At 59.6% G+C, this 26,101-nt stretch carries 27 protein-coding genes and 2 tRNA genes; 27 read left to right on the top strand and 2 right to left on the bottom strand.

Annotated features, from left to right (window positions below; all coding sequences use genetic code 11):
- Positions 1–56: 56 nt before the first annotated feature.
- The 27 genes from FYJ43_RS06865 (at position 57) to FYJ43_RS06740 (ending at position 23,214) form a co-directional block, all read left to right on the top strand.
- On the top strand, positions 57–1,265 hold the full coding sequence (locus FYJ43_RS06865) for a phosphoglycerate kinase (protein ID WP_154563136.1): 1,209 nt from the start codon (positions 57–59) through the stop codon (positions 1,263–1,265).
- A complete protein-coding gene (gene tpiA / locus FYJ43_RS06860) occupies positions 1,265–2,044 on the top strand; it encodes a triose-phosphate isomerase (RefSeq protein ID WP_154563134.1) in 780 nt (259 codons plus the stop codon). The genes FYJ43_RS06865 and tpiA overlap by 1 nt, the downstream gene beginning before the upstream one ends.
- A 156-nt stretch (positions 2,045–2,200) precedes the next feature.
- The gene (gene secG / locus FYJ43_RS06855) at positions 2,201–2,443 is read left to right on the top strand and encodes a preprotein translocase subunit SecG (protein ID WP_195839934.1); all 243 of its coding nucleotides are present in this window, start codon (positions 2,201–2,203) and stop codon (positions 2,441–2,443) included.
- A 115-nt stretch (positions 2,444–2,558) separates the two neighbouring features.
- Positions 2,559–2,915 carry an RNA polymerase-binding protein RbpA gene (locus FYJ43_RS06850; RefSeq protein ID WP_154563130.1) on the top strand — a complete coding sequence of 119 codons (357 nt, stop codon included), beginning with the start codon at positions 2,559–2,561 and terminating at the stop codon, positions 2,913–2,915.
- Positions 2,912–4,372 (top strand): bifunctional folylpolyglutamate synthase/dihydrofolate synthase, encoded by a 1,461-nt coding sequence (locus tag FYJ43_RS06845; protein ID WP_154563128.1) that lies wholly within the window; start codon positions 2,912–2,914, stop codon positions 4,370–4,372. The genes FYJ43_RS06850 and FYJ43_RS06845 overlap by 4 nt, the downstream gene beginning before the upstream one ends.
- Positions 4,369–4,755 carry a DUF4233 domain-containing protein gene (locus FYJ43_RS06840; RefSeq protein ID WP_326833412.1) on the top strand — a complete coding sequence of 129 codons (387 nt, stop codon included), beginning with the start codon at positions 4,369–4,371 and terminating at the stop codon, positions 4,753–4,755. The genes FYJ43_RS06845 and FYJ43_RS06840 overlap by 4 nt, the downstream gene beginning before the upstream one ends.
- 32 nt (positions 4,756–4,787) lie before the next feature.
- Positions 4,788–5,204: a nucleoside-diphosphate kinase gene (gene ndk / locus FYJ43_RS06835; RefSeq protein ID WP_154563124.1), complete on the top strand. Its 417-nt coding sequence runs from the start codon at positions 4,788–4,790 to the stop codon at positions 5,202–5,204.
- 45 nt (positions 5,205–5,249) lie between these two features.
- Positions 5,250–7,202 (top strand): TIGR03960 family B12-binding radical SAM protein, encoded by a 1,953-nt coding sequence (locus FYJ43_RS06830; protein ID WP_326833411.1) that lies wholly within the window; start codon positions 5,250–5,252, stop codon positions 7,200–7,202.
- Between the two features lie 2 nt (positions 7,203–7,204).
- Positions 7,205–7,933: a TIGR03936 family radical SAM-associated protein gene (locus tag FYJ43_RS06825; protein ID WP_326833410.1), complete on the top strand. Its 729-nt coding sequence runs from the start codon at positions 7,205–7,207 to the stop codon at positions 7,931–7,933.
- Positions 7,934–8,412: 479 nt separating this feature from the next.
- On the top strand, positions 8,413–10,836 hold the full coding sequence (locus FYJ43_RS06820; RefSeq protein WP_154563538.1) for an Rne/Rng family ribonuclease: 2,424 nt from the start codon (positions 8,413–8,415) through the stop codon (positions 10,834–10,836).
- A gap of 159 nt (positions 10,837–10,995) precedes the next feature.
- Positions 10,996–11,304 (top strand): 50S ribosomal protein L21, encoded by a 309-nt coding sequence (gene rplU, locus FYJ43_RS06815; RefSeq protein ID WP_002515641.1) that lies wholly within the window; start codon positions 10,996–10,998, stop codon positions 11,302–11,304.
- 11 nt (positions 11,305–11,315) lie between these two features.
- A complete protein-coding gene (rpmA, locus tag FYJ43_RS06810) occupies positions 11,316–11,585 on the top strand; it encodes a 50S ribosomal protein L27 (protein WP_154563122.1) in 270 nt (89 codons plus the stop codon).
- Between the two features lie 231 nt (positions 11,586–11,816).
- The gene (locus tag FYJ43_RS12030; protein WP_195839933.1) at positions 11,817–12,431 is read left to right on the top strand and encodes a hypothetical protein; all 615 of its coding nucleotides are present in this window, start codon (positions 11,817–11,819) and stop codon (positions 12,429–12,431) included.
- A gap of 97 nt (positions 12,432–12,528) precedes the next feature.
- Positions 12,529–13,125 (top strand): TetR/AcrR family transcriptional regulator, encoded by a 597-nt coding sequence (locus FYJ43_RS06800; protein WP_326833409.1) that lies wholly within the window; start codon positions 12,529–12,531, stop codon positions 13,123–13,125.
- An 89-nt stretch (positions 13,126–13,214) separates the two neighbouring features.
- On the top strand, positions 13,215–14,939 hold the full coding sequence (locus FYJ43_RS06795; RefSeq protein WP_154563120.1) for an MDR family MFS transporter: 1,725 nt from the start codon (positions 13,215–13,217) through the stop codon (positions 14,937–14,939).
- Between the two features lie 92 nt (positions 14,940–15,031).
- Positions 15,032–16,549, top strand: coding sequence for a GTPase ObgE (obgE, locus tag FYJ43_RS06790; RefSeq protein ID WP_154563118.1), 1,518 nt, complete (start codon positions 15,032–15,034; stop codon positions 16,547–16,549).
- The gene (proB, locus tag FYJ43_RS06785) at positions 16,542–17,687 is read left to right on the top strand and encodes a glutamate 5-kinase (protein WP_326833408.1); all 1,146 of its coding nucleotides are present in this window, start codon (positions 16,542–16,544) and stop codon (positions 17,685–17,687) included. The genes obgE and proB overlap by 8 nt, the downstream gene beginning before the upstream one ends.
- Positions 17,688–17,736: 49 nt before the next feature.
- Entirely contained in the window at positions 17,737–18,984 is a 1,248-nt protein-coding gene (locus FYJ43_RS06780) for a glutamate-5-semialdehyde dehydrogenase (protein ID WP_326833455.1), read from the top strand.
- Positions 18,985–19,031: 47 nt separating this feature from the next.
- A complete protein-coding gene (locus FYJ43_RS12430; RefSeq protein WP_002515513.1) occupies positions 19,032–19,154 on the top strand; it encodes a hypothetical protein in 123 nt (40 codons plus the stop codon).
- Positions 19,154–19,816, top strand: a complete 663-nt coding sequence (gene nadD / locus FYJ43_RS06775) for a nicotinate-nucleotide adenylyltransferase (protein ID WP_154563116.1) — start codon at positions 19,154–19,156, stop codon at positions 19,814–19,816. The genes FYJ43_RS12430 and nadD overlap by 1 nt, the downstream gene beginning before the upstream one ends.
- Positions 19,813–20,199, top strand: coding sequence for a ribosome silencing factor (gene rsfS / locus FYJ43_RS06770; RefSeq protein ID WP_154563114.1), 387 nt, complete (start codon positions 19,813–19,815; stop codon positions 20,197–20,199). Before nadD ends, rsfS begins: the two co-directional genes overlap by 4 nt.
- Positions 20,196–20,855 (top strand): histidine phosphatase family protein, encoded by a 660-nt coding sequence (locus FYJ43_RS06765; protein ID WP_326833407.1) that lies wholly within the window; start codon positions 20,196–20,198, stop codon positions 20,853–20,855. Before rsfS ends, FYJ43_RS06765 begins: the two co-directional genes overlap by 4 nt.
- Positions 20,856–20,936: 81 nt before the next feature.
- A complete protein-coding gene (locus FYJ43_RS06760; RefSeq protein ID WP_154563110.1) occupies positions 20,937–22,241 on the top strand; it encodes an N-acetylmuramoyl-L-alanine amidase in 1,305 nt (434 codons plus the stop codon).
- A gap of 210 nt (positions 22,242–22,451) precedes the next feature.
- Positions 22,452–22,524, top strand: a tRNA-Ala gene (locus FYJ43_RS06755).
- 70 nt (positions 22,525–22,594) lie between these two features.
- A tRNA-Ala gene (locus FYJ43_RS06750) sits at positions 22,595–22,670 on the top strand.
- A gap of 95 nt (positions 22,671–22,765) precedes the next feature.
- Positions 22,766–23,014 (top strand): ribbon-helix-helix domain-containing protein, encoded by a 249-nt coding sequence (locus tag FYJ43_RS12025; protein ID WP_195839918.1) that lies wholly within the window; start codon positions 22,766–22,768, stop codon positions 23,012–23,014.
- Positions 23,011–23,214 (top strand): hypothetical protein, encoded by a 204-nt coding sequence (locus FYJ43_RS06740; RefSeq protein ID WP_229771637.1) that lies wholly within the window; start codon positions 23,011–23,013, stop codon positions 23,212–23,214. The genes FYJ43_RS12025 and FYJ43_RS06740 overlap by 4 nt, the downstream gene beginning before the upstream one ends.
- Positions 23,215–23,274: 60 nt before the next feature.
- On the opposite strand, the gene FYJ43_RS06735 is transcribed toward FYJ43_RS06740, so the two are convergent.
- Positions 23,275–25,194 carry an excinuclease ABC subunit UvrA gene (locus FYJ43_RS06735; RefSeq protein WP_154563520.1) on the bottom strand — a complete coding sequence of 640 codons (1,920 nt, stop codon included), beginning with the start codon at positions 25,192–25,194 and terminating at the stop codon, positions 23,275–23,277.
- Between the two features lie 427 nt (positions 25,195–25,621).
- A complete protein-coding gene (locus FYJ43_RS06730; protein ID WP_195839917.1) occupies positions 25,622–26,053 on the bottom strand; it encodes a MarR family winged helix-turn-helix transcriptional regulator in 432 nt (143 codons plus the stop codon).
- Positions 26,054–26,101 lie beyond the last annotated feature (48 nt).

Here is a 26,101-nt window from a genome sequence, read left to right as displayed (position 1 = left end):
GCCGTGATGGCTGCGAAATATCGTTCACGACTACTACTTCACGAAAGGGCTTCTACATGAAATCTGTTGAGGATCTCGGAGATCTGCGCGGTAAGCGCGTTGTTATCCGTTGCGACTTCAACGTCCCGCTCGACGGCGACAAGATCACCGATGACGGCCGCATCAAGGCCGCCCTGCCTACCTTGACTCAGTTGCACGAGGCTGGCGCTCGTATCACCGTGCTTGCTCACCTTGGTCGCCCGAAGGGGGCCGTCGATCCCAAGTACTCGCTGGCTCCAGTGGCCAAGCGCCTCGGTGAACTCATGAACCTTGACGTCAAGCTTGCCGAGGACGTCGTCGGCCCCTCTGCCACGAAGACGTCTGAGTCGCTGGCTGACGGCGACATCGCCTTGGTTGAAAACGTTCGCTTCGAGAAGGGCGAGACCAGCAAGGACGAAGCCGAGCGCACTGAGCTTGCCAAGAAGTACGCCTCGTTTGGCGACTATTACGTCTCCAATGGTTTCGGTGTCGTGCACCGCAAGCAGGCGTCCGTCTATGACGTCGCCAGGTTGCTGCCGAGTGCTGCCGGTTCTCTCGTTGCCAAGGAGGTCGAGGTCCTTGAGGGCCTGACGGCCGATCCGAAGCGTCCGTTCGTCGTTGTCCTCGGTGGGGCCAAGGTTGCCGATAAACTCGCCGTCATTGATAACCTGCTCAAGGTCGCCGACACCCTGGTAGTTGGTGGAGGCATGCTCTTCACCTTCCTCAAGGCCCAGGGCCTGGAGGTTGGCACGTCGCTGGTCGACGACGAGTCCATTGATGCGTGCAAGAAGTACCTTGAGGCTGCCAAGGCCGCCGGCAAGCAGATCCTGCTGCCAACCGACGTCCGCGTCGCTTCCGACGTTGACTTCGATGCTCACACTGTCGGTGAGGTCGACGTCGTCCCTGTCGACGCTATCCCGGCCGACAAGATGGGCCTCGACATTGGCCCGGAGACGGAGAAGGCTTACGCCGAGGCGATCAAGGGTGCCAAGTCGGTGTTCTGGAACGGTCCGATGGGCGTCTTTGAGATCAAGGGTCTTGAGCTCGGTACTAAGGCCGTTGCCCAGGCCCTCACCGAGGTCGAAGGCCTCTCAGTAGTCGGCGGTGGAGACTCCGCCTCCGCTGTGCGCGCCCTCGGCTTCGCTGACGACCAGTTTGGTCACATTTCTACTGGTGGCGGCGCCTCTCTTGAACTTATGGAGGGCAAGGAGCTGCCCGGAATCGCAGTACTCAAGGAGAACAACTGATGTCCCGTACCCCGATCATGGCCGGCAACTGGAAGATGAATCTTGACCACGTTGCCGCTACCTCTCTCGTCCAGGATCTCGGTGAGGCCCTTAAGGCCGCCGGATACGACTCTGCTAAGTCGGAAGCTGTCGTCATCCCGCCGTTTACCGATATCCGCACTGTGGCCACCATCATCGATGGCGACAAGTTGCCGATCGCTTATGGCGCACAGGACATTTCCGCTCATGACGACGGTGCCTACACCGGTGAGGTGTCCGGCACCATGCTGTCAAAGCTGGGTTGTAGCTACGTCGTTGTGGGCCACTCCGAGCGTCGCGAGTACCACAGTGAATCTGATGAGCTGGTCAATGCTAAGGCGAAGAAAGCCATCGAGAACGGTATGACCCCGATCATCTGTTGCGGTGAAGCCCTTGAGGTTCGCAAGGCTGGCAAGCACGTTGAGCATACCGTCGGCCAGATCAAGGCCGACCTCGACGGCATCCCCGCCGAGCAGGTCGCCAAGCTCGTTATCGCCTATGAGCCCATCTGGGCCATCGGCACCGGTGAGACCGCCACGGCAGATGATGCCCAGGAGGTTTGCCAGGCCATCCGCGAGGCTGTGAAGGAGCTTTATGACGCTCCGACGGCCGAGGCGGTGCGCATTCAGTACGGTGGCTCGGTTAAGCCGGCCAACGTCGCTGAGATCATGGCCAAGCCTGACGTCGACGGCGCGCTCGTCGGCGGAGCCTCACTCAAGGCAGGCGATTTCTCCAAGATCGTGACCTTCTACCAGGCCTGATCAGCTGATTTCAGACGGTCCCCGCACCCTGTGGTGTGGGGACCGTTGCTGTCCATCCCCGATGCGAAATGTGGAATTCGTGCATAATCCGGGGTTCCAATGTGGGGAAGTGACGGTACGTGGGTTACCCTGTACGACGTGATTTCGGCTCCCCTTATGACCTGGCCTGTACTGACGATGTCGATCATCCTGTGTGTGCTCAGTGTCATCCTTACCCTCTTCGTCCTGCTTCATAAGAGCAAGGGTGGCGGCTTGTCGGACCTTTTTGGCGGCGGCGTGTCGACCTCGATGGGCGGAACGTCCGTGGCTGAGCGAAATTTGGACCGGTTGACGATTGTGATAGGCCTGATGTGGCTGGTTTCAATCGTCGTCTTGCTCGTGCTTTACAGCCATTCCTGAGCCGGAATCGAGCGGCCGTTTGCCGCGCCGGATCGTATGGGGAAGGTGCGATCTTCCCAACCCCTAATAGTGCTGCCCTCAGGCAGCTTTGTGACCCCTCGAGGAGAGTGAACGAATGTCCGGTGGAAGTGCCATCCGTGGAAGTCGCGTCGGTGCCGGCCCCATGGGAGAGGCAGAGCGTGGCGAGGCTGCCCCTCGTGAGTACGTTTCGTACTTTTGTGCCAACCACCACGTGATCCGTCCGGCCTTCGCGGCCGAGGCTGAGATCCCTGACACCTGGGATTGCCCCAAGTGCGGTTTGCCGGCCAACCGCGATCAGGCGAATCCGCCTGCCCCACCCAAGATTGTGCCTTACAAGACTCATCTCGCCTATGTGAAAGAGCGTCGCAGTGAGGCCGAGGCGGCTGCGATTCTTGCCGAGGCACTGGAAAACCTGCGTCAGCGTCGCCGCGATGGTGAGGTCATCTATTGAGCGGCCACGACCAGCTCGTCGCTGAGCTAACCGCTCGCTGGCCCGAGCATCGCATCGGGCCCGGTTTGGAACGGGAGCGAGCCCTCCTCGACCTGCTCGGGAACCCGCAGCAGGCCTGCCCCGTCATCCAGATTGCTGGTACCAATGGCAAGGGCTCGACGGCAATCATGGTCGACTCGTTGCTGCGGTCGGCAGGTCTACGAGTGGGTCGATACTGTTCTCCGCACCTCGTTGACGTTACTGAGCGCATCTGTATCAACGGTCGTCCAATCAGCCACGACCTCTTCGACGAGACGTGGCGTCAGATTGAGCCGATGGTGGGTTTAGTTGACGCTCAGCACATCGACGGCATTGAGATGACGTTTTTTGAAGTCATGACGGCGATGGCTTTCGCCGCCTTCGCTGACGCCCCGGTGGACGTCGCTGTGGTCGAGGTGGGCCTGGGGGGACGCTGGGACGCGACGAACGTTGCCGATGCCACCGTCGCGGTCGTCACCCCGGTTGCCATGGACCACATGCACATTCTTGGCAACACCATCGACAAGATCGCTGCTGAGAAGGCTGGAATTATCAAACCTGGGTGTACCCCAGTCATTGCTGGCCAAGTGGCAGAAGCTGCTCCGGTGCTATTGGCTCAATGTGCCGATGCCGGCGTCAAGCCGTTGTTGGAAGGCCCTGACTGGGCCTTGTTGGATCGTCGCAGCGCCGTCGGAGGCCAGGTTCTTCGTCTCCAGACAGCATCTGGACCGCTCGGGGAGCTGTTTCTACCGGTCTTTGGCGAACACATGGCCCATAACGCCGCCCAGGCGGTTGCAGCCGTCGAGGCCCTCACCGGGGCGCTTAACCCCGCGATTATTGAGCAAGGGCTGGCAGCTGTGGAAGCTCCAGCTCGCCTTGAGGTGGTGCGACGCTCCCCGTTGGTCATTCTCGATACGTTCCATAATCCCCACGGTGCAACCTCAGCGATGGCTGGGTTGCGTGAGTCCTTCGAGGCTGAGCCCCTTATTGCAGTCGTGGCAGCAATGGCTGACAAGGATATTGACGGTGTGCTGTCGGTGCTATCGGATTCGGTGAGCTACCTCGTCGCCACCTCAATGCCGGATCTTCCCCGCGCCCTCAGTGTTGACGAGTTAGCAGAGAAGGCATCGGCGCATTGGGATTCGGATCATCTCACTCGCGTTGCTGACGTCCCCGAAGCACTCGAAGAGGCGTTTCGGATTGCGGATTCCTGCGGTCCGGGCGCTGGGGTTCTCATTGCCGGATCAGTGGTTTTGGCCGGACGCGCTCGAGCCATTCTTCGTCCCGACGGCACGATGCTTGATCCCCCGCAGACTGCTGTGGTTGAAACTCCTGACCTCTCCGAGGATCAGATCACGGCGATGGAGGGCCACCGACTCGAGCCTTTGCCTGACGATGACATGCCCGACGATGGCGCGAGCGACGACAGGGGTTGGTGACGGTGGATGCACGGCCCGGTGCGAGGAAGGGTGGGATCCTCACTCTTCCTGCCGACAACCCGATGACGAAAGTTGTGGTGAGCTTCCTCGCTTTCGAGGTCATCGTCTTTGGCCTGGCCATTCCGGGTATGATCCTCGTCTCTGGAATCAGCACTGCCGTGTCGGTCATGCTGGGATGTGTTGGCATGGCTGTCTCAATCGTGTGCGCCATCGGTGTGCCCCGAGCATGGGGATACGTGCTGTCATGGGCCCTGCAAGCCTTTGGCATTCTGCTCGGGTTAGCCACGCCGATGATGTACGTTGTCGGGATCATCTTCGCCGCTATCTGGGTGTCAGTGATGGTGCTGGGAAGGCGTATCGACGGAAACCCTGAGGTGCGGTGAGGCGGCGATCCTCGCTGCGATAGGTTGGGCCCATGAGTGACGAGGAACGCACTTTGGTTCTGCTGAAGCCGGACGCCGTGAGGCGCCATCTCATCGGTGAGATCATCGGTAGGTATGAGGCCAAAGGTTTGACGGTGCGAGCAATGGAGCTGCGCACGATTGACGCTTCTATGGCCCGCGAGCATTATGCCGAGCACGTCGGTCGGGATTACTACACGCCGTTGGAGGAGTTCATCACGTCCGGGCCGCTGGTCGCCGTGGTGCTTGAGGGGCGTAAGGCTATCTCGGTCGTGCGTGCCATGAATGGGAAAACAGATTGCGCTGAGGCCCTACCCGGAACGATTCGCGGTGATTTCGGCACCCAGAAGAACCATAACCTTGTGCATGCGTCCGATTGCCCCGAGTCTGCCGAGCGCGAGATTGGTCTGTGGTTCCCCAACCTGGGGTAACGCGCGATTCCACGATCTGGGTATCACCGCCTACCATGGCCGTTTGTGAGTACCCAGGATCTCCTCGGTCGGATTGAACCGCTGCTGGCCCGAGTCAATAAGCCCATCCAGTACGTGGGTGGCGAGCACAACAGCATTGTCAAGGACTGGCAGGACGTTGACGTCCACTGGGTGTTGATGTACCCCGACGCGTATGAGGTTGGCCAGCCTAACCAGGGTGTGGCCATCCTCTACGAGGTGCTTAATGAACGGGACTGGATCCTAGCTGAGCGTACGTATTCGGTGTGGCCGGATATGGAGAAGCAGATGAGGGCAGCCGGGATTCCCCAGTTCACCCTTGATGGGCACCGGCCGGTTCGCGATTTCGACATCATGTCTATTTCGCTGTCGACGGAGTTGGGTTACACCAACATGCTCAACGCGATCGATCTGGCCGGTATCCCCGTTCGTCAAGCCGAACGGACCGACGATGACCCCATCGTCCTCATTGGTGGCCACGCCGCATTTAACCCCGAGCCGGTAGCCGACTTCATAGATGCTGCTGTCCTCGGTGACGGCGAAGAGGCCTGTCTGGAGATTTCCGAGATCATGAGGGGTTGGAAGGGCGAGGGCCGTCCCGGTGGCCGTGAAGGTCTGCTCGTAAGACTCGCTGAGACGGGCGGCGTTTACGTGCCGTCTTTTTATGACGTCGAATACCTCGACGACGGAACAATTGGACGGGTGGCCCCGAATCGTCCAGAAGCGCCGTTCACTGTCCGCAAGCACACTGTCATGAATCTCGACGAGTGGCAGTACCCGAAACGCCCCATCGTGCCGGTTGCTGAAACTGTTCACGAGCGATACTCGGTGGAAATCTTTCGGGGCTGCACTCGTGGTTGTCGCTTCTGTCAGGCCGGGATGATCACCCGCCCAGTGCGAGAGCGGTCTATTGACACCATTGCCCAGATGGTGAACGACGGGCTGCAGGCAACTGGCCTGGAAGAGGTCGGGCTGCTGAGTTTGTCTAGTGCCGATCATTCAGAGATCTCCGACATTACTAAGGGATTGGCCGACCGTTATGAAGGTACGAACGTGTCTTTGTCCCTGCCGAGCACCCGCGTCGATGCGTTCAATATCGACCTGGCCAACGAGTTGAGCCGTAACGGTCGTCGCTCCGGTCTGACCTTTGCCCCCGAGGGCGGCTCGGAGCGAATGCGTCGAGTCATTAATAAGCAGGTGACCGAGGAAGATCTCATTCGCACGGTTGCTACCGCTTTCGGAAATGGCTGGCGTCAGGTCAAGCTGTATTTCATGTGCGGATTGCCGACAGAGACTGACGAGGATGTGTTGGGAATTCACGACATGGCTTCCCACGTCATCGAGGCTGGTCGGGCCGCCGCCAAGCGTAAAGATATTCGCTGCACGATCTCTATTGGTGGTTTTGTACCCAAGCCTCACACTCCATTTCAGTGGGCGGCTCAAGCCTCCGCTGATGAAGTCGATCATCGCCTCTCAATGTTGCGCGACTCTATTCGTGCTGACCGTCAATTCGGTCGGTCGATAGGTATGCGGTACCACGATGGGCGTCCTGGAATTATCGAGGGACTACTCTCGCGCGGCGACCGCCGGGTCGGCAATGTCATTGAGGCTGTGTGGCGTGACGGGGGAGTTTTTGACGGCTGGAACGAATACTTTTCCTACGACCGCTGGGTGGCCTGCTGTGAGCAGGAATTGGAGCCGCTAGGCGTCTCGCTGGATTGGTTTACTACCCGTGAGCGTGACTATGAGGAGGTGCTGCCTTGGGATCACTTGGATTCTGGACTGGATCGTGACTGGCTGTGGGACGACTGGCAGGACGCCCTGGATGGCGAGGCTGTCAACGACTGTCGCTGGAATCCGTGTTACGACTGCGGGGTGTGTCCGCACATGGGCACCGAGATCCAGGTGGGCCCGTCGGGTCATCCGTTGATTCCGCTGACGCCAGTGGCACCTGATTTAGCACCGTCTGAGGGGGAGTGACAGTGTCGAAGCGCGCGCAACAACAGCCAGAACAACAGGCTCCGCCCAAGCAGCGTCTAAGGATGCGCTACGCCAAGCGTGGTACCGCAAGATTCATGTCGCACCGTGATTTTGCTCGCGCTTTTGAGAGGGCTCTCAACCGGGCGCATATCCTGATGGCGTATTCGTCAGGATTTAATCCTCACCCGCGCATCTCCTACGCCAACGCCGCAGCAACCGGGGCAGCGTCGGAGGCGGAGTATCTTGAAGTCGCACTAGCTCAGGTGTGTGATCCTCAGAAGGTTCTGACGGCCTTGAGTCGTGAAATGCCACCGGGAATGGATGTCCTGGAGGTCGTCGAGACCGATCGCACTCCTTTCACAGAGTTGTTGACGGCGTCCGCGTGGCTAATTGAGCCCGTGCGCGATGCGCCGGGACTGGCGGAGGCAGTAGACGCCGTCATGGCAGCTGATGCCGTCGAAGTACAGCGAATGACAAAGTCAGGTATGCGTACTTTTGATGTGCGTGCCGCCCTTATCGGACTGGACGTCGTAGATGGGCACGTGCGTCTTATGCTGCGCCACGTCACGCCGTTGGTACGCCCCGATGACGTGCTGCGCGCGTTAGCTCAAACGTGTCCGGGGATTGACGGGGCCCGGGTAACGCGGCTGGCTCAAGGGATCTGGGATGAGGATGCTAGCGGGGCTGTGTTGGCGGATCCCTTCACCGGTGCTGCCGTGACAGTGTGGTGAGGCATCAGCGGGTGTGCGAAATCTGGCATTGATCCAGGGGACGTGACATACTGGGACTAGGTGAACGGGGTGCCACCCCACTCGACGGTTCATACCGCGACGCCGAGAGGCGACCGCGGGGGACTCGAGGGCTCACCGCAAGCTTTTGCCCCATGCCGGGGAACGACGTCGTCAGTAATAGTGCGAGGCGTGTATCCGCGGGAGGATTCCCGCAGGACCGTGACCCGGGTGGGCACTGACCGTGCCGAAAGGCCAAGGAGAGCACAGTGCTCGACGAGACTAACAACACCACATTGGATTCTGGCGAGAATTCCATCACTGAAGTTTCTGCTTCTCGACGTCGCCGCGCGGCGTCGCGGCCGGCTGGAGCCCCAGCCCCCGTTGAGACGACGAGCGCTCCAGTGACGATTACCGCCGCCGGATCGGGTGGTTCGATTATCACCTCTGATGTTGACGCATCTGATCTGCCGCGTCCTCCGATGGGACGGCGTCGCAAGGCGACGAGTGTGCCTCAGGTCGCAAAAGCGGTGGCGGTCGACGTCCCAGAGTCGGCATCGCAGCAGCCCAAGACTGAGGATCAGAAGTCCGAGGACAAGACGCCTGAGGATCGGAAGGCTGAGGACAAGCCGCGCCGCACCCGTCGTGGTGCCGCGCCGTCCACCGAGTCTGAGCGGGGAACTTCTCAGCGTCGTCGTGCCACACGCCGTCGTTCTCCTCGGAGTGTGGAGAAAGCTGCGGACGCGACCGAGGAAGAAGCCACGCAAACGAAGCCCGTTGACGACGACCTCATCAATGCTGCTTTGACGAAGGCAAAAGCTCGGGCCCGTAGCCGCAAGGTTGAAGGTGCCCTTGCTCATCCCTTTGGTCTCAGCGACGGCGAGGAGCGCTCAAAAGACGACATTCTCGACTCCCTCGCCGCCGAGATTGGTGGCGGCGAGTCCGCCTTGCCGAAGCGCCGCCGTCGTCGTGCGACTCGCCCCTCCGAGGCCGGCGGTCATTCGTCGCAGACCGTGAGTGAGGCAGCCGAAAGTAAGGACGATCAGAGCGACGTCGACAACCGTCACAACCCCGACAAGAAGGATGAGAAATCCGATCGCGGCACCACTGATGCGGTGGAGGAGCCGATTGTCGGTGACGATGAGGAGGCTAGCGACGAGGATGGCCAGAATCGTCGTCGTCGGCGTCGGGGTGGGCGTCGTCGCCGTCGTAGCGACGACACCGAGGACAACACATCGGTCGATGAGTCGAGCGACAACGACGACGAAACCAGCTCTGACGGTGATTCCGAGTCGAGCAATTCGGATACCACCCATCGCCGTCGTCGTCGCCGCCGCCGTCGTGGTGAAGACATCAGCGGTTCTGACGATGATCCCAGTGACGTCGTGATCAAGGTGCGTGAGCCGCGGTCACGTCAGTCAGTGGCCGATGAGGTCACCGGAATCGAGGGTTCCACTCGCATTGAGGCTAAAAAGCAGCGCCGTCGGGAGGGACGAGCTGCCGGGCGTCGTCGCAGCGCCGTCATCACTGACGCGGAGTTCCTTGCTCGTCGCGAGTCGGTCGACCGCAAGATGGTTGTGCGTCAGTCTGATGACTACTCCCAGTTGGCAGTATTGGAAGACGGGGTGCTCGTCGAGCATTACGTTGACCGCGCCTCTGCTACCTCGTCAATCGGCAATATCTACCTTGGTAAGGTGCAGAACGTCCTGCCGTCGATGGAGGCTGCCTTTATTGACATCGGTCGTGGTCGCAACGCTGTGCTGTATGCCGGTGAAGTCGATTGGGCCAAGTATGGCAAGGAAGGCGAGGATAAGCGCATTGAGCAGGCGCTGAAGTCTGGCGATCAGGTTCTGGTGCAGGTCACCAAGGATCCGGTGGGTGCCAAGGGTGCCCGCCTAACGAGCCATATTTCAGTGCCTGGACGTTTCATCGTCTATTCTCCTGGTGGTCACCTTTCAGGAATTTCGCGCAAGTTGGCGGATTCGGAGCGCAAGCGTCTCAAGAAGATCGTCGAGAACAACATTCCGGCGGATGCGTCCGTCATCGTGAGAACGGCCGCCGAGGGAGCCACCGAGGAAGACCTTATTCGTGACATCAACCGCCTCAAGGCCCAGTGGGAGGTCATTGAGCGCAAAGCAGCCAGCAGCAAGGCGCCGTTGATGCTGTACACCGAGCCGGACCTCACGGTGCGCATCATTCGTGATTTGTTCACTGCGGACTTTTCCGAGCTCGTTATTGCCGGCAATGGTGGGCCTGACGATGCCTACGACACCATTAAGGCCTACGTCGATCATGTGGCCCCGGAGATGGCGTCGAGGCTGATTCATTGGGAGGATGCCGACAAGGATCCCTTTGCTGAATACCGCATTGATGAACAGATCGCAAAGGCTTTGGAGCGCAAGGTGTATCTACCTTCCGGTGGATCCCTTGTTATTGACCGCACCGAGGCTATGACGGTGATCGACGTCAATACCGGAAAGTTCACTGGGTCAGCGGGCAACCTTGAGGCCACTGTGACTGCTAATAACTTGGAGGCCGCTGAAGAGATCGTGCGGCAGCTACGGTTGCGTGATATTGGTGGAATCATCGTCATCGACTTCATCGACATGGTATTGCCGACTAACCGTGAGCTTCTGGTGCGTCGCCTTACGGAATGCCTAGGACGGGATCGTACCCGTCACCAGGTCGCTGAGGTGACATCACTCGGCCTCGTGCAGATGACCCGCAAGAAGATCGGTACTGGGCTGGCTGAGGCCTTCACGGAGGAGTGTGAGGCCTGCGGAGGTCGCGGGTATCACCGCTTCGATAAGCCCGTTGATTCCCAGGCTCCGGCCGACGGTGGAGAACGCTCGAAGGGCCGAGGACGCAGTCATAAGGCCGCCTCGGGTAAGTCCCACTCCAAGTAATAGCAGGCTCACAGGGGATAGGTGGATAGTATTTTTGACCGTCCCCTGTACAGACTGTAAAATAGGTAGCCGGTCCGGCGCGAGTCGTCGGTCAGGTTTGTCCGGGGCCACTGGTTCCGGCCCCCGGAAATGTACGACAAGAACGAGAGTAGGTCAGGCGTGTACGCGATTGTGCGTAGTGGCGGCCGCCAGCACAAGGTGGCAGTGGGTGACGTCGTCGAGATCGACAAGGTCGCCGACGAGGCGGGCAGCAGCATCGAGCTGACCCCGCTCCTCGTGGTTGATGGCGAGTCCGTCACCTCCGATAAGGACGCGCTCGGGAAGGTCAAGGTCACCGCTGAGGTTCTCGGCGAGACCAAGGGCCCGAAGATCCGCATCCTCAAGTACAAGAACAAGACCGGCTACAAGAAGCGCCAGGGGCATCGTCAGAAGTACACCCAGGTCAAGGTCACCGGAATCGAAGGCTGAGGTAGACAGACATGGCACATAAGAAGGGCGCGTCTTCTTCGCGCAACGGTCGTGACTCCAACGCCCAGCGTCTCGGCGTGAAGCGATTTGGCGGTCAGCTCGTCAACGCTGGCGAGATCATCGTGCGCCAGCGCGGCACTCACTTCCACCCTGGTGACGGAGTCGGTCGCGGTGGTGATGACACTCTCTTCGCCCTGCGTGACGGCAACGTTGAGTTTGGTACCCGTCGTGGCCGCAAGGTTGTCAACGTGAATCCTGTGGAGGCCCCGGTCGAGGCCTGAGATTCCACAAATTCAAGAAGATTGGCCCCCGCCTATTAAAGCGGGGGTCAATCTGTGTCTACAGCCACCGTAAGAAAAGCGTGCGATCGACTCGGCGTTCACGAAGAATTGGGCCGAAGGTTGCGACTGTCGTCAGACCCTCAGCGCGACTGTAGTCGTCACTGAGGTGCAAAGACTGGAAGTGACGGAATATCGGCCTACTCTCAGGACTTGGTCGCTATTGACGGCACTATGAGGGGAGATCAGACAATCGTGGGCAACCGGGATTTCAGCGAGGACGAGCGGTGGCTGTACCGGATCGAACCAGGGTCGGATGCGCCGACTTTGGTATCAACGGGCTCACTGCCCAGGATCACTGCGCCGATTCGCTCTGGCCGATCTGCCGCATCGCGTGATACTCGGGAGCCCGGTGGCGGTGCCACGGCGTCCCAGGCTCAGCCCCGTCACCGGTGGCCTCGCCCGTATGAGGTAGCTGCCGGTGCTTGTGCTTCTGCAGCCGCTACCGGGGTGGTCGGAGGCCTTGGGATCGGCGGGACGATGATCGGAGCTGCCGTGACAAGCTTGGTCATCGCGTTAGGTGGTGCGCTGTTCACGCGGTGGTTTTCCCGGACCCACCGCAGTGTTTCTGGAGTTCGTCAGCGTCGGGGAATGTGGGCTCGCATGGTAGCCGTCGCCCTCGTCGTGAGTGTGCTTACCGTCGTCGTCGGGGTTCTGTGGTTGGCGCCGTCAGCCGGGCAGGAAGCCGGGTCGTGGGTGCACCGAGCCACCGGCTCAGTCGAGCAGTGGAAGGCGTCGGCGCAGCGGGCCTGGCCATATTTGCGAGCTGCCTGGAACGCTTTTCGGTGACCTGGCGCTGCCATGCACGTGAGGATATAGCGATATATGCACCCAGTGCAGATTCTGCATTTGATGCAGAATCTGCACTGGGTGCATAATAATCGACGTGGCTTCACCGACAGCAATTCGAACTCAAGGCGTTATCCGCCGTGCCGCCATCGAGTTGGCGATCGAAAAACCGGTCGACGACGTCACGGTCGATGACATTGCGGAGCGTGCCGGGGTTTCTCGGCGCACCGTTTTCAACCATTTTCCGTCGAAGTATGACGTCTATCTGCCACCCCTCGTCCCCTATCCGCAGGAGGCCCTGGATGCTTTCGCGACGGACGTTGAGACTCCTCTGGCTACGCTCATTCGTGATCTGCTGGAGGCTCGCTGGCGCTCGGCGGATGTCGACTTCGATGAGCTTTGCATCCTCATGAGAATCGGAGGGGAGAGTTCGGACCTTCGAATGGCCCTTAAAGAAGCCGTCGATAACCAGCGGGCGGAATTAGTGACTGCGTCAGCTCGGCGGGCGGGCAAACCTGAAGATTCGTTAGAGGTGCTGGCTCTGGTCGGCATCGTTCAGGCGATGGAACGCTCCGCTTTTCAGGCAGTCGTGGCGCGTCCCGGGGGCAACTCGGCTGTGGTGGCAGACACCTTTGATCGCGTCGTCGACGTCTGGTCCAAGCTGTCGGCCGAATTCATCGCAGGCAAGCCTTGAGTCTGGCTGTTCCCGGCCCGTCGAGACCTGACGGCGCTTCACGAGGACGCGCAATTCCATCCATTTCAGATCGTTACGAAAGCTGTTATATGACCGCAACTGCTGCTGCCGCTGTCAAGTTCAAACCGGACCGTCGGTTCTGGGTTGTCTATCTGTGTCTCATGATGGTGATGTTCCTGTCGTCGCTGGACCAGACGATCGTCGCCACTGCTCTCCCGACCATCGTCGGTGATTTGTCCGGTGTCGAGCACATGGCCTGGGTCATTACTGCATATACGCTGGCTATCACGGTAGGCATGCCGTTATACGGTCGGCTATCCGACCTCATCGGTCGTAAAACGCTCTATCTCATCGCTATTGGCCTATTCCTGCTAGGGTCCGCCCTCTGCGGTACCGCCGGAACCATGGTGACGTTCATCTTCTACCGGTTCATTCAGGGCCTGGGCGGCGGCGGCCTCATGATTTTGTCTCAGGCGATCACCGGTGACCTCATCCCGCCGCGCGTCCGTGCGGCATATATGGCGCCCATGGGCGCCATGTTTGGCGTCTCTTCAGTGCTCGGCCCACTGCTGGGTGGCTGGTTCACCGACTCGGTCTCCTGGCGCTGGGTGTTTTGGATCAATCTTCCCCTCGGCGTGGTGGCCTGGGTCGCCTGTCTATTCGCTTTGAAGCTACCCAAGCACGAGCTGAAGACGAAGATTGACTGGCTTGGGCTGACTCTCATGGATGTCGGTGCCGTGGCAATCGTGCTGCTAGCTACCTGGGGTGGCTCCCAATACGACTGGTCGTCGTGGCAGATTATTGGTTTGGGTGTCGTTACGGTCGTGGCATGGGGGTTGCTCCCCACTGTGGAGCGTCGCGTCGAGGATCCGGTGTTGCCGCTCGAACTGTTCCATAACCGCACCTTCGTCGTCTCGACGATTATTGGCATGTTGGCTATGGGAGCCATGTTCGGTGTGCTGGCTTACCTGCCGACCTATATGCAGATGACCTACGGCTACTCGGCTACGGTATCTGGCCTCCTGCTCATTCCTATGACGATCGGTATTCTGCTGGCCTCGACGGTGACAGGGCTACTGACTTCTCGCATTGGCCGCTACCGCATCTTCATCATCATCGGCCCGATTGTTGCGGCTGGCGGCATGGTGCTGATGTCCACCCTCGACGAGAACTCGCCCGTGTGGCGCATCATGGGCGATACCTTCGTCCTTGGTTTAGGCATGGGGATGTTTTTCCAGCTGCTCGTCATGGCAGTGCAAAACGACGTTCGCCCAACGTTGCTTGGCACGGCCACCAGCCACAACAATTTCTTCCGGCAGATTGGTGTGTGCCTAGGCTCCTCTCTGATCGGCGTGGCTTTCACCACCCGTTTAACCAACCGCGTTATGGATCTGTTCGCCTCCTTGGCCGCGAGTAAGGACCCGACGATCCTCAAGGCTCTGGGAGCTATGAGCTCGCACAGCGACGCGGCAGCATCGCTGACGCCTAGCGCCGTCAACCAGATGCCCGGCCCTATTCGTCAAGGGATTGTCGACGCGTACGTCAACTCATTGACCCCGCTGTTTTTGTGGATGGCCCCGATGGTTGCTGCGGCGGGATTGCTGGCTTTCCTCCTCAAGGACGTTCCGCTGTCCCATCACACTGGATTGCAGATGCGTGCCGCGTCCGAGGCCTCCCATGACGTGTCGGCAAGCGACGCGGAGATGGACGATAGCTCGACGCAATCGTCAGCTCGTCGCGCGACAGATGTGACGAAGGTGGAAGCCGCTCCGCCGAGGCGCTCCGCCGGATCGGACCAGCCGGCACAAGTTTAGAGGAGCGGTTACGCGTCTGGGATGACGCGTCCCGACGTCTAGACTTGTAACCCACCCAGGCCGGAAGGCCCGATGATTCCTGAGGAGACAACATGGCCATCCCATCCTTCGTGGACCGCGCGACGCTGACTGCCGTGGCGGGCAAGGGGGGACATGGCTGCGCCTCCGTCAAGCGTGAGAAGTTCAAGCCGTTGGGTGGGCCCGACGGTGGAAACGGCGGCCACGGTGGTTCCGTGATTTTGCGCGTTGACCCTCAGGTGACGACACTTGTCGACTATCACTGGCAGTCCACCCGCAAGGCGACGAACGGCGAGCCTGGACGCGGCGATAATCAGGCTGGGGCTAATGGATCCGACATCATTCTGGGCGTCCCAGATGGCACGGTCGTCTCCGACGCCGACACGGGGGAGTTACTGGGAGACCTTGTCGGGGCAGGATCTGAGCTTGTCGTCGCGGCAGGTGGTCGCGGGGGCCTCGGCAACGCAGCCCTCGCAAATGCGGCTCGCAAAGCCCCCGGCTTCGCCCTCCTCGGTGAGGCCGGGGAGGAACGAAAGATCCTGCTCGAACTCAAAGTGGTGGCCGATATTGGGTTGGTGGGATTTCCTTCGGCAGGAAAATCCAGCCTTATCGCCGCAATTTCGCGGGCCAAGCCGAAAATTGCTGATTACCCGTTCACCACTTTGGTACCGAACCTTGGGGTCGTCGTCGCGGGGGAGACCACGTACACCGTTGCTGACGTCCCTGGCCTCATTCCTGGAGCTTCGCAGGGAAAAGGCCTGGGATTTGACTTCCTGCGTCACATTGAGCGGTGCCGGGCTATCGTGCACGTCATAGATTGCGCCACCTACGAACCAGGTCGCGACCCGATCAGCGACCTTGACGTCATTGAGGGCGAACTGATCGCCCACGGTGGGCTCGAGTACCGTCCGCGCCTGGTGGTGCTCAATAAGGTCGACGTCCCTGACGCCGCTGATCTCGCCGATATCGTCTTCCACGATGTTGCTGAGCGAGGCTGGCCGGTATTCCGCATTTCGACGAAATCGGGGGAGGGGCTTAATTCCCTCAAATTCGCAATGGCCGAATTGGTTGAGAAGGCCCGCAACGACGAGCCTGAACCCGAGCCGGAGCGTATCGTTATTCGCCCCAAGCCCAAGAACGACGGTCGGGCATTTGCTATTAAGCGGCAAGGTGACGGCCAAGGCGGGTTCCTCTGGCGCGTGACGGGCGACAAGCCAACCCGATGGGTTGCCCAGACTGACTTCAACAACGCCGAAGCCGTCGGGTACCTATCCGATCGACTCAACCACCTGGGCGTCGAGGAAGAATTGCTGGCGATGGGTGCCGTCGCTGGGGACGCTGTCGCCGTCGGTGGCGAGGATGCCGTCATCTTCGATTTTGCGCCACAAATCGAGTCGGGAGCGGAGTTGCTCTCCCGCCGCGGTGAAGACCAGCGGTTGGAGACCGAACGTCCTTCGGCTACCCGTCGTCGTGAGATGGACCGCGAATACCATCGCGCTCGCGAGGAATACGGCCAGGTCGGGCGCGACCCACGCGGAGAGTCGTGGCGAGCTCGCGTTGCCGACGAGGAGTGGTTTGAGGGCCGTGACTGATCTGCGCAGGGCCATGTGCGATGCCACCACTGTGGTGGTCAAGGTTGGGTCCTCGTCCCTGACCCTTCCCGGTGGCGGGATCGATGTTCGCCGCGTCGACGATCTCGTCGATGTGCTGAGTGAGGTCGTTGCGGACGGCAAGCGCGTCATTGTGGTGAGTTCAGGAGCCATCGCTACCGGTTTTCCGGCCATGGGGATGACTCATCGTCCGCGTACATTAGCTGGGAAGCAGGCGGCCGCGTCGGTGGGACAAGGGATTTTATTGGCTCACTATACGTCGCGGTTTGCCGGTCACGGGCTGAGGGTCGGGCAAGTACTACTCACCGTCAACGACCTGGTGCGACCCACCTCGTACCGTAATGCGTGGTCAACCCTCGACACCTTGCTGGAACTGGGTGTCGTACCGATCGTCAATGAGAACGACACAGTCGCCACCGGGGAGATTCGGTTTGGCGATAACGATCGCCTCGCTGCCTTGGTGGCTGAGTTGGTACGCGCTCAGGCTCTCATCTTGCTCTCCGACGTTGACGCCCTCTACACCGCCCACCCAGATTCCCCTGATGCTCGTCGCATCGAGGTTGTCGACGACATTGACGCATTAGATGTTGACACTCACAAGGCTGGTTCTGGGGTAGGAACCGGTGGCATGGCGACGAAACTTGAAGCTGCCCGAATGGCCGTGGGCGCCGGGATCCCGGTAGTGCTTGCAGCCGCGGCGGACGCGTGCGGTGCGTTGGCCGGTGACCCGGTGGGTACGTATTTTCCGCCAATGGCGACACGACGATCCCGACGGTTGCTGTGGCTAGCTGACGCTGCCACCCCGCAGGGACAAATCGTCATTGATGATGGGGCGGTCGAGGCCCTGACCCAGCGTCACTCCTCCTTGCTGGCGGTGGGTGTCATTCGGGTACATGGGGACTTCCAAGCAGGAGATCCAGTAACGATTGTGGCGTCCGACGGTCGAGTTGTCGGTCGTGGGATCGCGCAGTTCCCCCATGACGAGGTACGGGTCATGAGGGGGCGTTCGAGTGCCTGGTTGGCTGCGGAGATGGGTCCGGCGGCGTCTCGAGAGATCATCCATCGTGACGCCATGGTGCTGAGCCGTCGTCGTCGCCGGGCGCAGTCGTCAAGCGGGTGATGATGGGTCGGGGCTGGTCATGTCACTCACTATGTGGGACGAATACTATGTGGCTATGAGCTCGCGCGTCATTGAACAGGCCATAGCTGCCCGATCTGCCGCTACCGTGCTGCGTCGGCTGCGTCGCATCGACAAGGACGATCTGTTGACAGCAATGGCTGCCGGATTGCGTTCGGGTGTCGATGACATCCTTGCAGCTAACCGTGCCGACGTCGACCGTGGTCGCGAGGCTGGGATGGATGAGGCTCTCCTGGATCGTCTGGCCCTCACTCCAGAGCGGATCGAAGGGATGGCGCTCGGTTTAGAAGAGGTGGCTCGTCTTGACGATCCCGTCGGCGAGGTAGTGCGTGGCTGGTATACCCCACTGGGAGTCAAGATTGAGCAAATTCGGGTGCCGATTGGTGTTATCGGAATCATTTATGAGGCTCGCCCCAATGTGACATCCGATGCAGCCGGTATCTGCGTGAAATCTGGAAATGCATGTCTGTTGCGCGGGTCGTCGTCGGCTTTGGAGTCGAACCGGGCCGTGATTGCAGCGATGCGCACCAGGCTGCCTGAAGAAGTTCGCGAGGCGGTGCAGCTTGTTGAGGGTGGCCACAATGTCACCGATGAGCTTATGGCTGCTCGAGGTTACGTCGACCTGCTCATCCCGCGTGGTGGCGCCGGGCTTATTAACGCCGTCGTGACCGGGGCTAAGGTTCCCGTTATCCAGACCGGTACGGGCAACTGCCACCTTGTTATCGACGCCGAAGCAGACGTTGAGATGGCGGTCGATATTGCCGTCAATGCCAAGACCCAGCGTCCCAGTGTGTGCAATGCTATCGAGACTGTTCTGGTGCATCGGGCAATTGCGGGTTTGGCTGTGCCTGCACTAGTTGACGCTATGACTGACCGCGGAGTGACGGTCCACGGTGATGACCAGAGCATCCGACTGGATCCGAGGATCGTTCCGGCAAGCCCCGACGAATACGACAACGAGTACCTGTCGTTGGATCTTGCATTGCGCATTGTGGATGATCTGGAAGACGCAGTTGATCACATTGCCAAGCATGGTTCCGGGCATTCGGAAACTATCGTCACCAGGTCGATGTCCTCGCAAGAATTCTTCACATCAAGCGTGGATGCTGCGGCAGTGTTGGTGAATTGTTCTAGCCGATTTGTTGATGGCGGCGAGTTCGGATTCGGTGCCGAAATCGGTATTTCTACCCAGAAGCTTCATGCGCGCGGGCCGATGGGTCTAACAGAGATGACGACGACGACGTACATCCTTCATGGAGACGGCCAGACCCGTCCGTGACCATTTCACGGTTGTTGAGGCGCGGTTGTGGGATAGGCTGAGGCGCCATGAGTATCGTTCCTCTCCTGATGGAGTCGTCGGCCCTCGTCGTCGGCATCTTGACGCTGCTGGTGCTGCTAATCGCGTTGGCCATTGTTCGTGGTATCGGCAAGGGGCGGCCGCATTCCTGATGCCTAGCGTTGAGTTGGGGCTGGCGCGGGTCCACAACGGACGCCGATACCGGCTCGGGGTAATGGGTGGTACCTTCGACCCTATTCATCATGGCCACCTCGTTGCGGCCTCAGAAGTTGCAGCCAGGTTCGATCTCGATGAGGTCGTCTTCGTGCCCACCGGCGTTCCGTGGCAGAAAAAGGGACGCAAGGTTTCTCAGGCCGAGGATCGTTACCTCATGACTGTCATTGCGACGGCGTCGAATCCGTCTTTTTCGGTGTCGCGGGTCGATATTGATCGTCCCGGGGACACGTACACCGTCGACACTCTTAAAGATTTGCGCCGAGAGCGTGGCAATGATGTGGATCTATTCTTCATCACCGGTGCCGATGCTCTGAGCCAGATCCTTACCTGGCGTGGGGCTGACGAATTGTTTGACCTGGCGCACTTCATTGGGGTGTCTCGGCCTGGAGTGCCACTGGGAGCCAAAGACATTTCTCACCTGCCAGCAGAAAAGGTCACTCTGCTCGAAGTGCCAGCTATGGCTATCTCATCGACCGATTGCCGTCAGCGGGTTGGGGAGAACATGCCAATCTGGTATCTCGTGCCTGACGGCATTGTGCAATACATTAACAAGCGCGGTCTTTACCGCGACATCAGGAACATTGCGGAGGATCATTGAGCGCCACTGAGCAATCCATCGAACTCGCCCGTGTAGCGGCACATGCCGCCCTTGATAAGAAGGGCTTCGACATCGTCGCCCTCGATGTTTCAGAGCACCTCGCCATAACCGATATCTTCGTTGTCGTCTCGGCTGCCAGCGAGCGCCAGGTTTCTGCGGTGGTGGATGCTGTCGACAAGGCCATGCACGATCACAAGGCACACCGGGCGCGTCGTGAAGGTGAGCGGGAGAACCGCTGGGTGTTGCTCGACTATGTTGACATCGTCGTGCATGTTCAGCACCAGGAGGAGCGCGAGTTGTACTCTCTGGAGAGGCTGTGGAAGGACTGCCCAGCGGTTGATTTGCAGCTGCCGGATGAGCAGCTTGACTGGGACCAAATGTGACGACACGGATTGTCCTGGTGCGGCACGGGGAAACCGAGTTCAATGCCGACGGGCGGTTGCAGGGGCAGTTGGACATTCCACTGTCTTCGGTGGGGATTGCTCAGGCTGAAGCGGTTGCGCCCGTCATTGCCGGGATGAAGCCGGTGGCGATCGTGTCGTCGCCGTTGATGCGTGCTCGGGTCACTGCTGATGCGATTGGCACAGCCGCTGGAGTTGCTGTCGGTATTGACGAGCGGCTTCAGGAAGTCGACGTCGGCCAGTGGGCGGGCCAAACTGTGTTCGATCTGCGTCGCTATGACCCCGACTACACGCGCTTGATGGCCTCGGGAGAGGATTTTCGGCGATCTGATGGCGAGACGACTGCTGAGGTTGCCGAGCGGGTTACATCGGCTATTGAGGACGCGGCCCGCGCGAACCAGGGGCAGACGGTGTGCGTCGTTGCGCACGGATTTGCGCTGCGGGCGGCGGTGGTGTGGCTGCTCGGTGGCGGATACCCGGAGTTTTTGAGGTTCGGTGGGCTGGGTAATTGTTCGTGGACTGTCCTTGACCGGATTGGATCCAGTGAAGCTGACCAGCGCGGGATGGACGATCGGTGGCGATTGCGGACGTATAACGCTGTGCTGTCAGCAGTGCGCGGCAACGCTCCAGCGCGGTGATTCTTTGTGACCTGACCCCCTTGTGTGGTGTGCTTTCTATAGCGTATTCACAAGCAGTTTTACCGATCGGGGGCCATTGCGATGAATGACATTAGCCGACGCTCCTTTACCGCTATGACGGTTCTCGCACCGCTCATAGGACGTGTGGCATTACCGAGGCATGACCGCGTTGCTGTCGCGTCCGAGCCGCCGATTGATGGACCAGACGGTCTGTCTATCGAGTGGTTACCTGCTCCGTATCAGCGCTACGGGTCTGAACCGGTCACATATGGAAATCACGACATCGCGCATCGTCCCTCTGCGCCCTCGTTGACACGGGTCGTCATCCATGACACCGAGGAGACGTACGACAACACCATCAAGCTCGTCGAGAATCCGAGCTACCTCGCCTGGAACTACACGGTGAGGTCATCCGACGGTCACGTTGCCCAACACCTTGATCCCAAGGACATCGGCTGGCACGCAGGAAACTGGTACTACAACATGCATGCCCTTGGCCTCGAGCATGAAGGTAAGGCTCTCGAGGGGACAGCCTGGTACACGGACGCCATGTACCGCTCTAGCGCAGCATTAGTTCGCTACCTGTGCGATGAGTACTCGATTCCTCTCACGCGTGGTCACGTGATTGGCCACGACGAAGTCCCTGGGACTGATACCGAACACATCAAAGGGATGCATTGGGACCCGGGACCATTCTGGAACTGGGCTCGGTACTTCTACCTGCTGGGGAGCCCACTGGCCAATGGGACGGTGAGCACCAGACCGAAGCGTGATGACGTTGTGAGGATCCTGCCCGACTTTAAGCGCAACACCCAGATTTACGATGGTCAGGTCATTACAGGGGTGAACTTTGTGACGGCGCGGCAAGCTCCATCGCACAATGCGCCGACTATCGTTGACGTCGGTATCAGCCCAGAGCCAGCGACGACAGAACCTTCCGACGTTGGCGCCCGTCTTAATACCGGTGCCGAGTATGTGGTAGCAGAAGTTGGAGGCAAGGATGACGAGTGGATAGCAGTCTGGTATTTAGGGGCTAAGGCGTGGTTTCATAACCCTGTCACGCAGCCTGTGGCGCGGGTCGTCCCAGGGGCGCGAACAGTAACGGTGGTTTCACGCACGCCAGGCTATGGGCGGGCATATCCAGAAACGTCTGCCTATCCAGATCGCGCATGGGTGCAGCCAGATGCTGCGTTGCCGTACGTGCTGGAGCCTGGTCAGCGTTACGTCGTCATTGACCCTGAGCCGGCGACAGACTATTACCGTTCCAAGACTTTCGATTCTCCACCGCCCACCGACCACGTCGACGTGGTCGGTCACGACCGGTATGTGTGTGTTTTCTTAGGGCACCGTCAGGGTTATCTAAAAGCCAAGGACGTGCAGAGCTGAACTGACCGGGAGCCGATTTGTGGCCCTGCACCATGGCTGGAGCATTGTGATGTACGGCAACAGTATTGACGTGGTGAGCTTGTTTGTGTGGGTACCACGATGCTCGCCCCCTCGGGCCGATTTGGTGAGGACGGGCGGGGTCCGGTAATGTTTGGCGGGTCGCCCGGGTAATCGGGAGAACGAAGGAGCCCCTCCTGGTGAGGGTGTTTTGGGGCATTGGCGCAGTTGGTAGCGCGCTTCCATGGCATGGAAGAGGTCAGGGGTTCGAATCCCCTATGCTCCACAAGGCTCAGTTTTCCGGTGCGGTTATGGCTCAGCGGAAGGCTGTGTTAAGGCTTGAGAGAGCCGCCCGAGGGGCATTGGCGCAGTTGGTAGCGCGCTTCCATGGCATGGAAGAGGTCAGGGGTTCGAATCCCCTATGCTCCACCACTAGGACGCTCATTTTGATACCAAGTGAGCGTCCTTCTGCTGTGACCTTCGTGAGGGTGCTTCTCACGAGCGTAATTGTGTATTACGATTTACCCATGGGTGAAAAGATCGACGGTAAAGCGGTTACTGAGGAGCAGATTTCTCAGTGGGTTCGTGAGGCTGAAGATGGTTACGACGTCGCACAGCTGAAGAAGCGCGGACGCGGGCGTCCTGGTCGAGGTGCGCAGCCGAGCCAGGTTGTGGCAGTTCGCTTCACGCCTGAAGAGATTGCTGAGTTGGATCGGCGGGCGCAGTCGCGGGAGATGTCGCGGTCGGAGCTGATTCGAGAAGCGGCCTTGTTGTGAGTGTGAAGCTCCATGCTTCCGCACGCAACCATCAGGTCAATCAGGGTCTGACAGACGACGGGATTATTCTCGCTGCTGAATTCCCATTGTGGGTAGAGCCTCTCGATGACGAGAATCCACAGCGCGAACTCAGGCTCGGCTTTGATGATGCTGGCAGGTTGTTGGAGACCGTTGTTCTCTTGATAGCGGCAGCGAGCTGATCATCCATGCCATGAAGGCTAGGCCGCAATACATCGCACTTTTGCCATAGCTGCCAGTTTTCACACGATTCCTTGTCCCCTCATTTCGTTAGTCCAATGTCGACGAATAGCGCCTTTTTGGAGCCAGCTCCCGGTTAGAGAGGATGGGCAGTCAGCTAGTCCTCGCGGCGTTCCCTCGAAGACTACTGTCCCGCCTTGGGCACCCGCGCCGGGGCCGATATCGATGTTGTAGTCGGCTTGGGCGATGGCCTCTGGGTTATGGTCGATGGCGATGATGGTCACGCCCTTCGTGGTGAGGTGGCGCAGGAAGCGCATCATCTGCTCCACATCTTTGGGGTGCAATCCGGTAGTGATTTCGTCTAGGACCAACACATGTTTCTGATCCCACTGGTGTTCTTTGAGGAAGCGGACGAGTTTGATCCGCTGGAGCTCACCGCCTGAAAGCGTGTTGAGTGTCCGTCCCAAGGTGAGGTATCCCAGGCCGACTCGCTGAAGTAAGAATATGACGGTGAGCACCTCATCCTGATCGGCGAATAGTTCGCTGATCTGATCCAAACCGCTGTCAAGGATGTCCGCGATCGTGAAGCGTTGTGAAGCTAGCGGAAGTCGGACTGCCATGGCGGTTTCGTTAAACCTCCTTCCGCCGCACCGCTCGCATCGTGTCTGCACGTCATCCATGAATGCCATGTCCACGCGCGTTGTGCCCCGCCCCTTGCACAATGAGCAGGCGCCTTTCCCGTTCGCGCTGAACCAGCTGGCGCGCAGACCAGAGATTTTAGAAAAGGCCTCGCGTATCGGGGTATCGAGTCCCAAGACGGTCAAGAGGGAGGAACGGCTGGACGCAGCCAGCGGCATTTGATCGATGACAGTGACTTCGGGGTGCTGGCGCGCCAAGACGGAGGCAAGCGAGCTCTTGCCCGAACCGGCGACGCCGGAGATGACAGTGAGCGCGCCGACCGGAAAGCTCACGGAAACGTCTTTGAGGTTGTTGTAGGAGGCGTGGGTGACCTTTATCACCTCGGGTGTGGTAAGAGACTGCTGATTGAGCTGAATTCCTTCGCGCAACGCGTTTCCCGTAGGGGTGTCACGGTCAGGCAAACGTCGTGGATCTCCCTCAAAGAGAACCCGTCCGCCCTTATCTCCTGCTCCTGGCCCGAGCTCAATGATGTGATCGCAGGCGGCCAGAATCTGGAGGTTGTGCTCGACAATGATTACGGTGTTACCAGAGTCCCGTAGTTTTCTTAGTGATCTGAGTAGGCGTTCGATGTCCGCGGGATGCAAACCGCTTGAGGGCTCGTCCATCACGAAAGTCGCGTCCGTGATGGGCGCGTCCAAGAGGCACACCAGGCGCAGCCGTTGGGCCTCACCGCCGGATAGGGTGTCGGTAGGACGGTCCAGGCTGAGGTAGCCCAGGCCGATGTCATGCATGTTGTTCAGCCTTGCAAGGATCGCTTCGCGGGGAGCCTGAGTGACCTTGTCGGAGATGCCCTCGATGAAGGTAGCGCATTCATCGATGCTCAAATGAGAGGCCTCGGCGATGTTGAGCCCGTTGATTTTACTGTCGCGGGCCGGACCGTTGATGCGCTGACCGTGGCAATGAGGGCATGGAACCCGCTTGACGATTCTGCGTAGGGCGGCGTCTTCTTTCTCGGTTGTTTTCGCGTTGGCCTTTTCCAGATATGACACCTTGAGACGAGGAATCACGCCATCGAAGACGCCGTGTTTGGGATAGCCGGTCAGAGGGTGCTCCAGGCGGACGCCCCGTCCGTATAGCAGTAGCTCACGCTCGAGCTCCGGGAGATCCTTCCACGGTATTGCCGGATCGGAAATCCCAGAGAAAACGAGGCGTTTCCATCGGTACGTCCCCGGCTCGAAGGAGGGGAAGCGGACTGCGCCTTCGTTCAGGCTCCTATCGGCGTCGATGAGCTCTTGCAGGTCGATGTCGTCCACATAGCCGAGCCCCGAGCAGTCCATGCACATGCCGCGCGGATCGTTTGGTGAGTAGAACGGGGAGTATCCGGCGGATGGAGATGCAGACCGGGAGAACAGCAGACGCAGATAGGGTGCGATACCGCTGGCGGTGCCCACCGATGAGCGAGCGTTCTTGCTGAACTTCTTCTGCGCGACGATCGCGGTGAAGGTCAGACCATCAAGGCCGTCGACCTGGCCAGGCTCCAAGGTCTTCATCCGGGCTTGAATGAAAGCCGGGAACAGCGACGAGACCGCCTGCTGCGCCCCGGCGGCCAACGTTGATACAAGGGACGTCTTCCCCGAACCGGAGACACCGGCAATGCCGACGAGCGCATGCTTGGGGATGCGCACCGTGACGTCGCGAAGATTATGCGTTTTAGCGCCACGGATTTCGATCGAGTTCACAGGCCTGGACGAGTATGTTTCGGGAACATCTCTATTCATGGCGGGCAATTCGTTGTTGCTTGAGGCTCGTCGAGAGCTTGTCGGACAACCGGGCAAATTCCTCGAGCTCATCTTTCGTCATCGATTCGATTGCCGTCTCGTATAGCGACGTGTGCTGAAGGGAAATGTCTTCGAGCAGCTGCCTGCCGCTTTCGGTGATGGATGTGTGCAGCTCCCTGCCGTCTGACTCGCTTGGGGTCTGGCGAACGTATCCCATGGCTTTCAAGCTCTTGAGTGCCTTGGACAGCTTCGTGCGAGAGATCCCCATGATGATGCTGAGGTCCGACGGCAGCATTCGATGCTCCCTGTCCAGCTGGAGGAGGACATCGTATTGCAGCCAGGAAACACCGAGTGGATTTACCAGCGCACGTTCCGCGACCAGCTCGCACTGCAGATGCATCAAGATGCTTCGCACATCCGTCATAGTTTCCTTTCGCAGATAGTTGCCATATAGAAACTATATCGATTGGAC

This window comes from Cutibacterium porci (assembly GCF_009696315.1).
GTDB classification, from domain to species: Bacteria; Actinomycetota; Actinomycetes; order Propionibacteriales; family Propionibacteriaceae; genus Cutibacterium; species Cutibacterium porci.
This window is presented reverse-complemented; position numbering and strand designations above follow the sequence as displayed.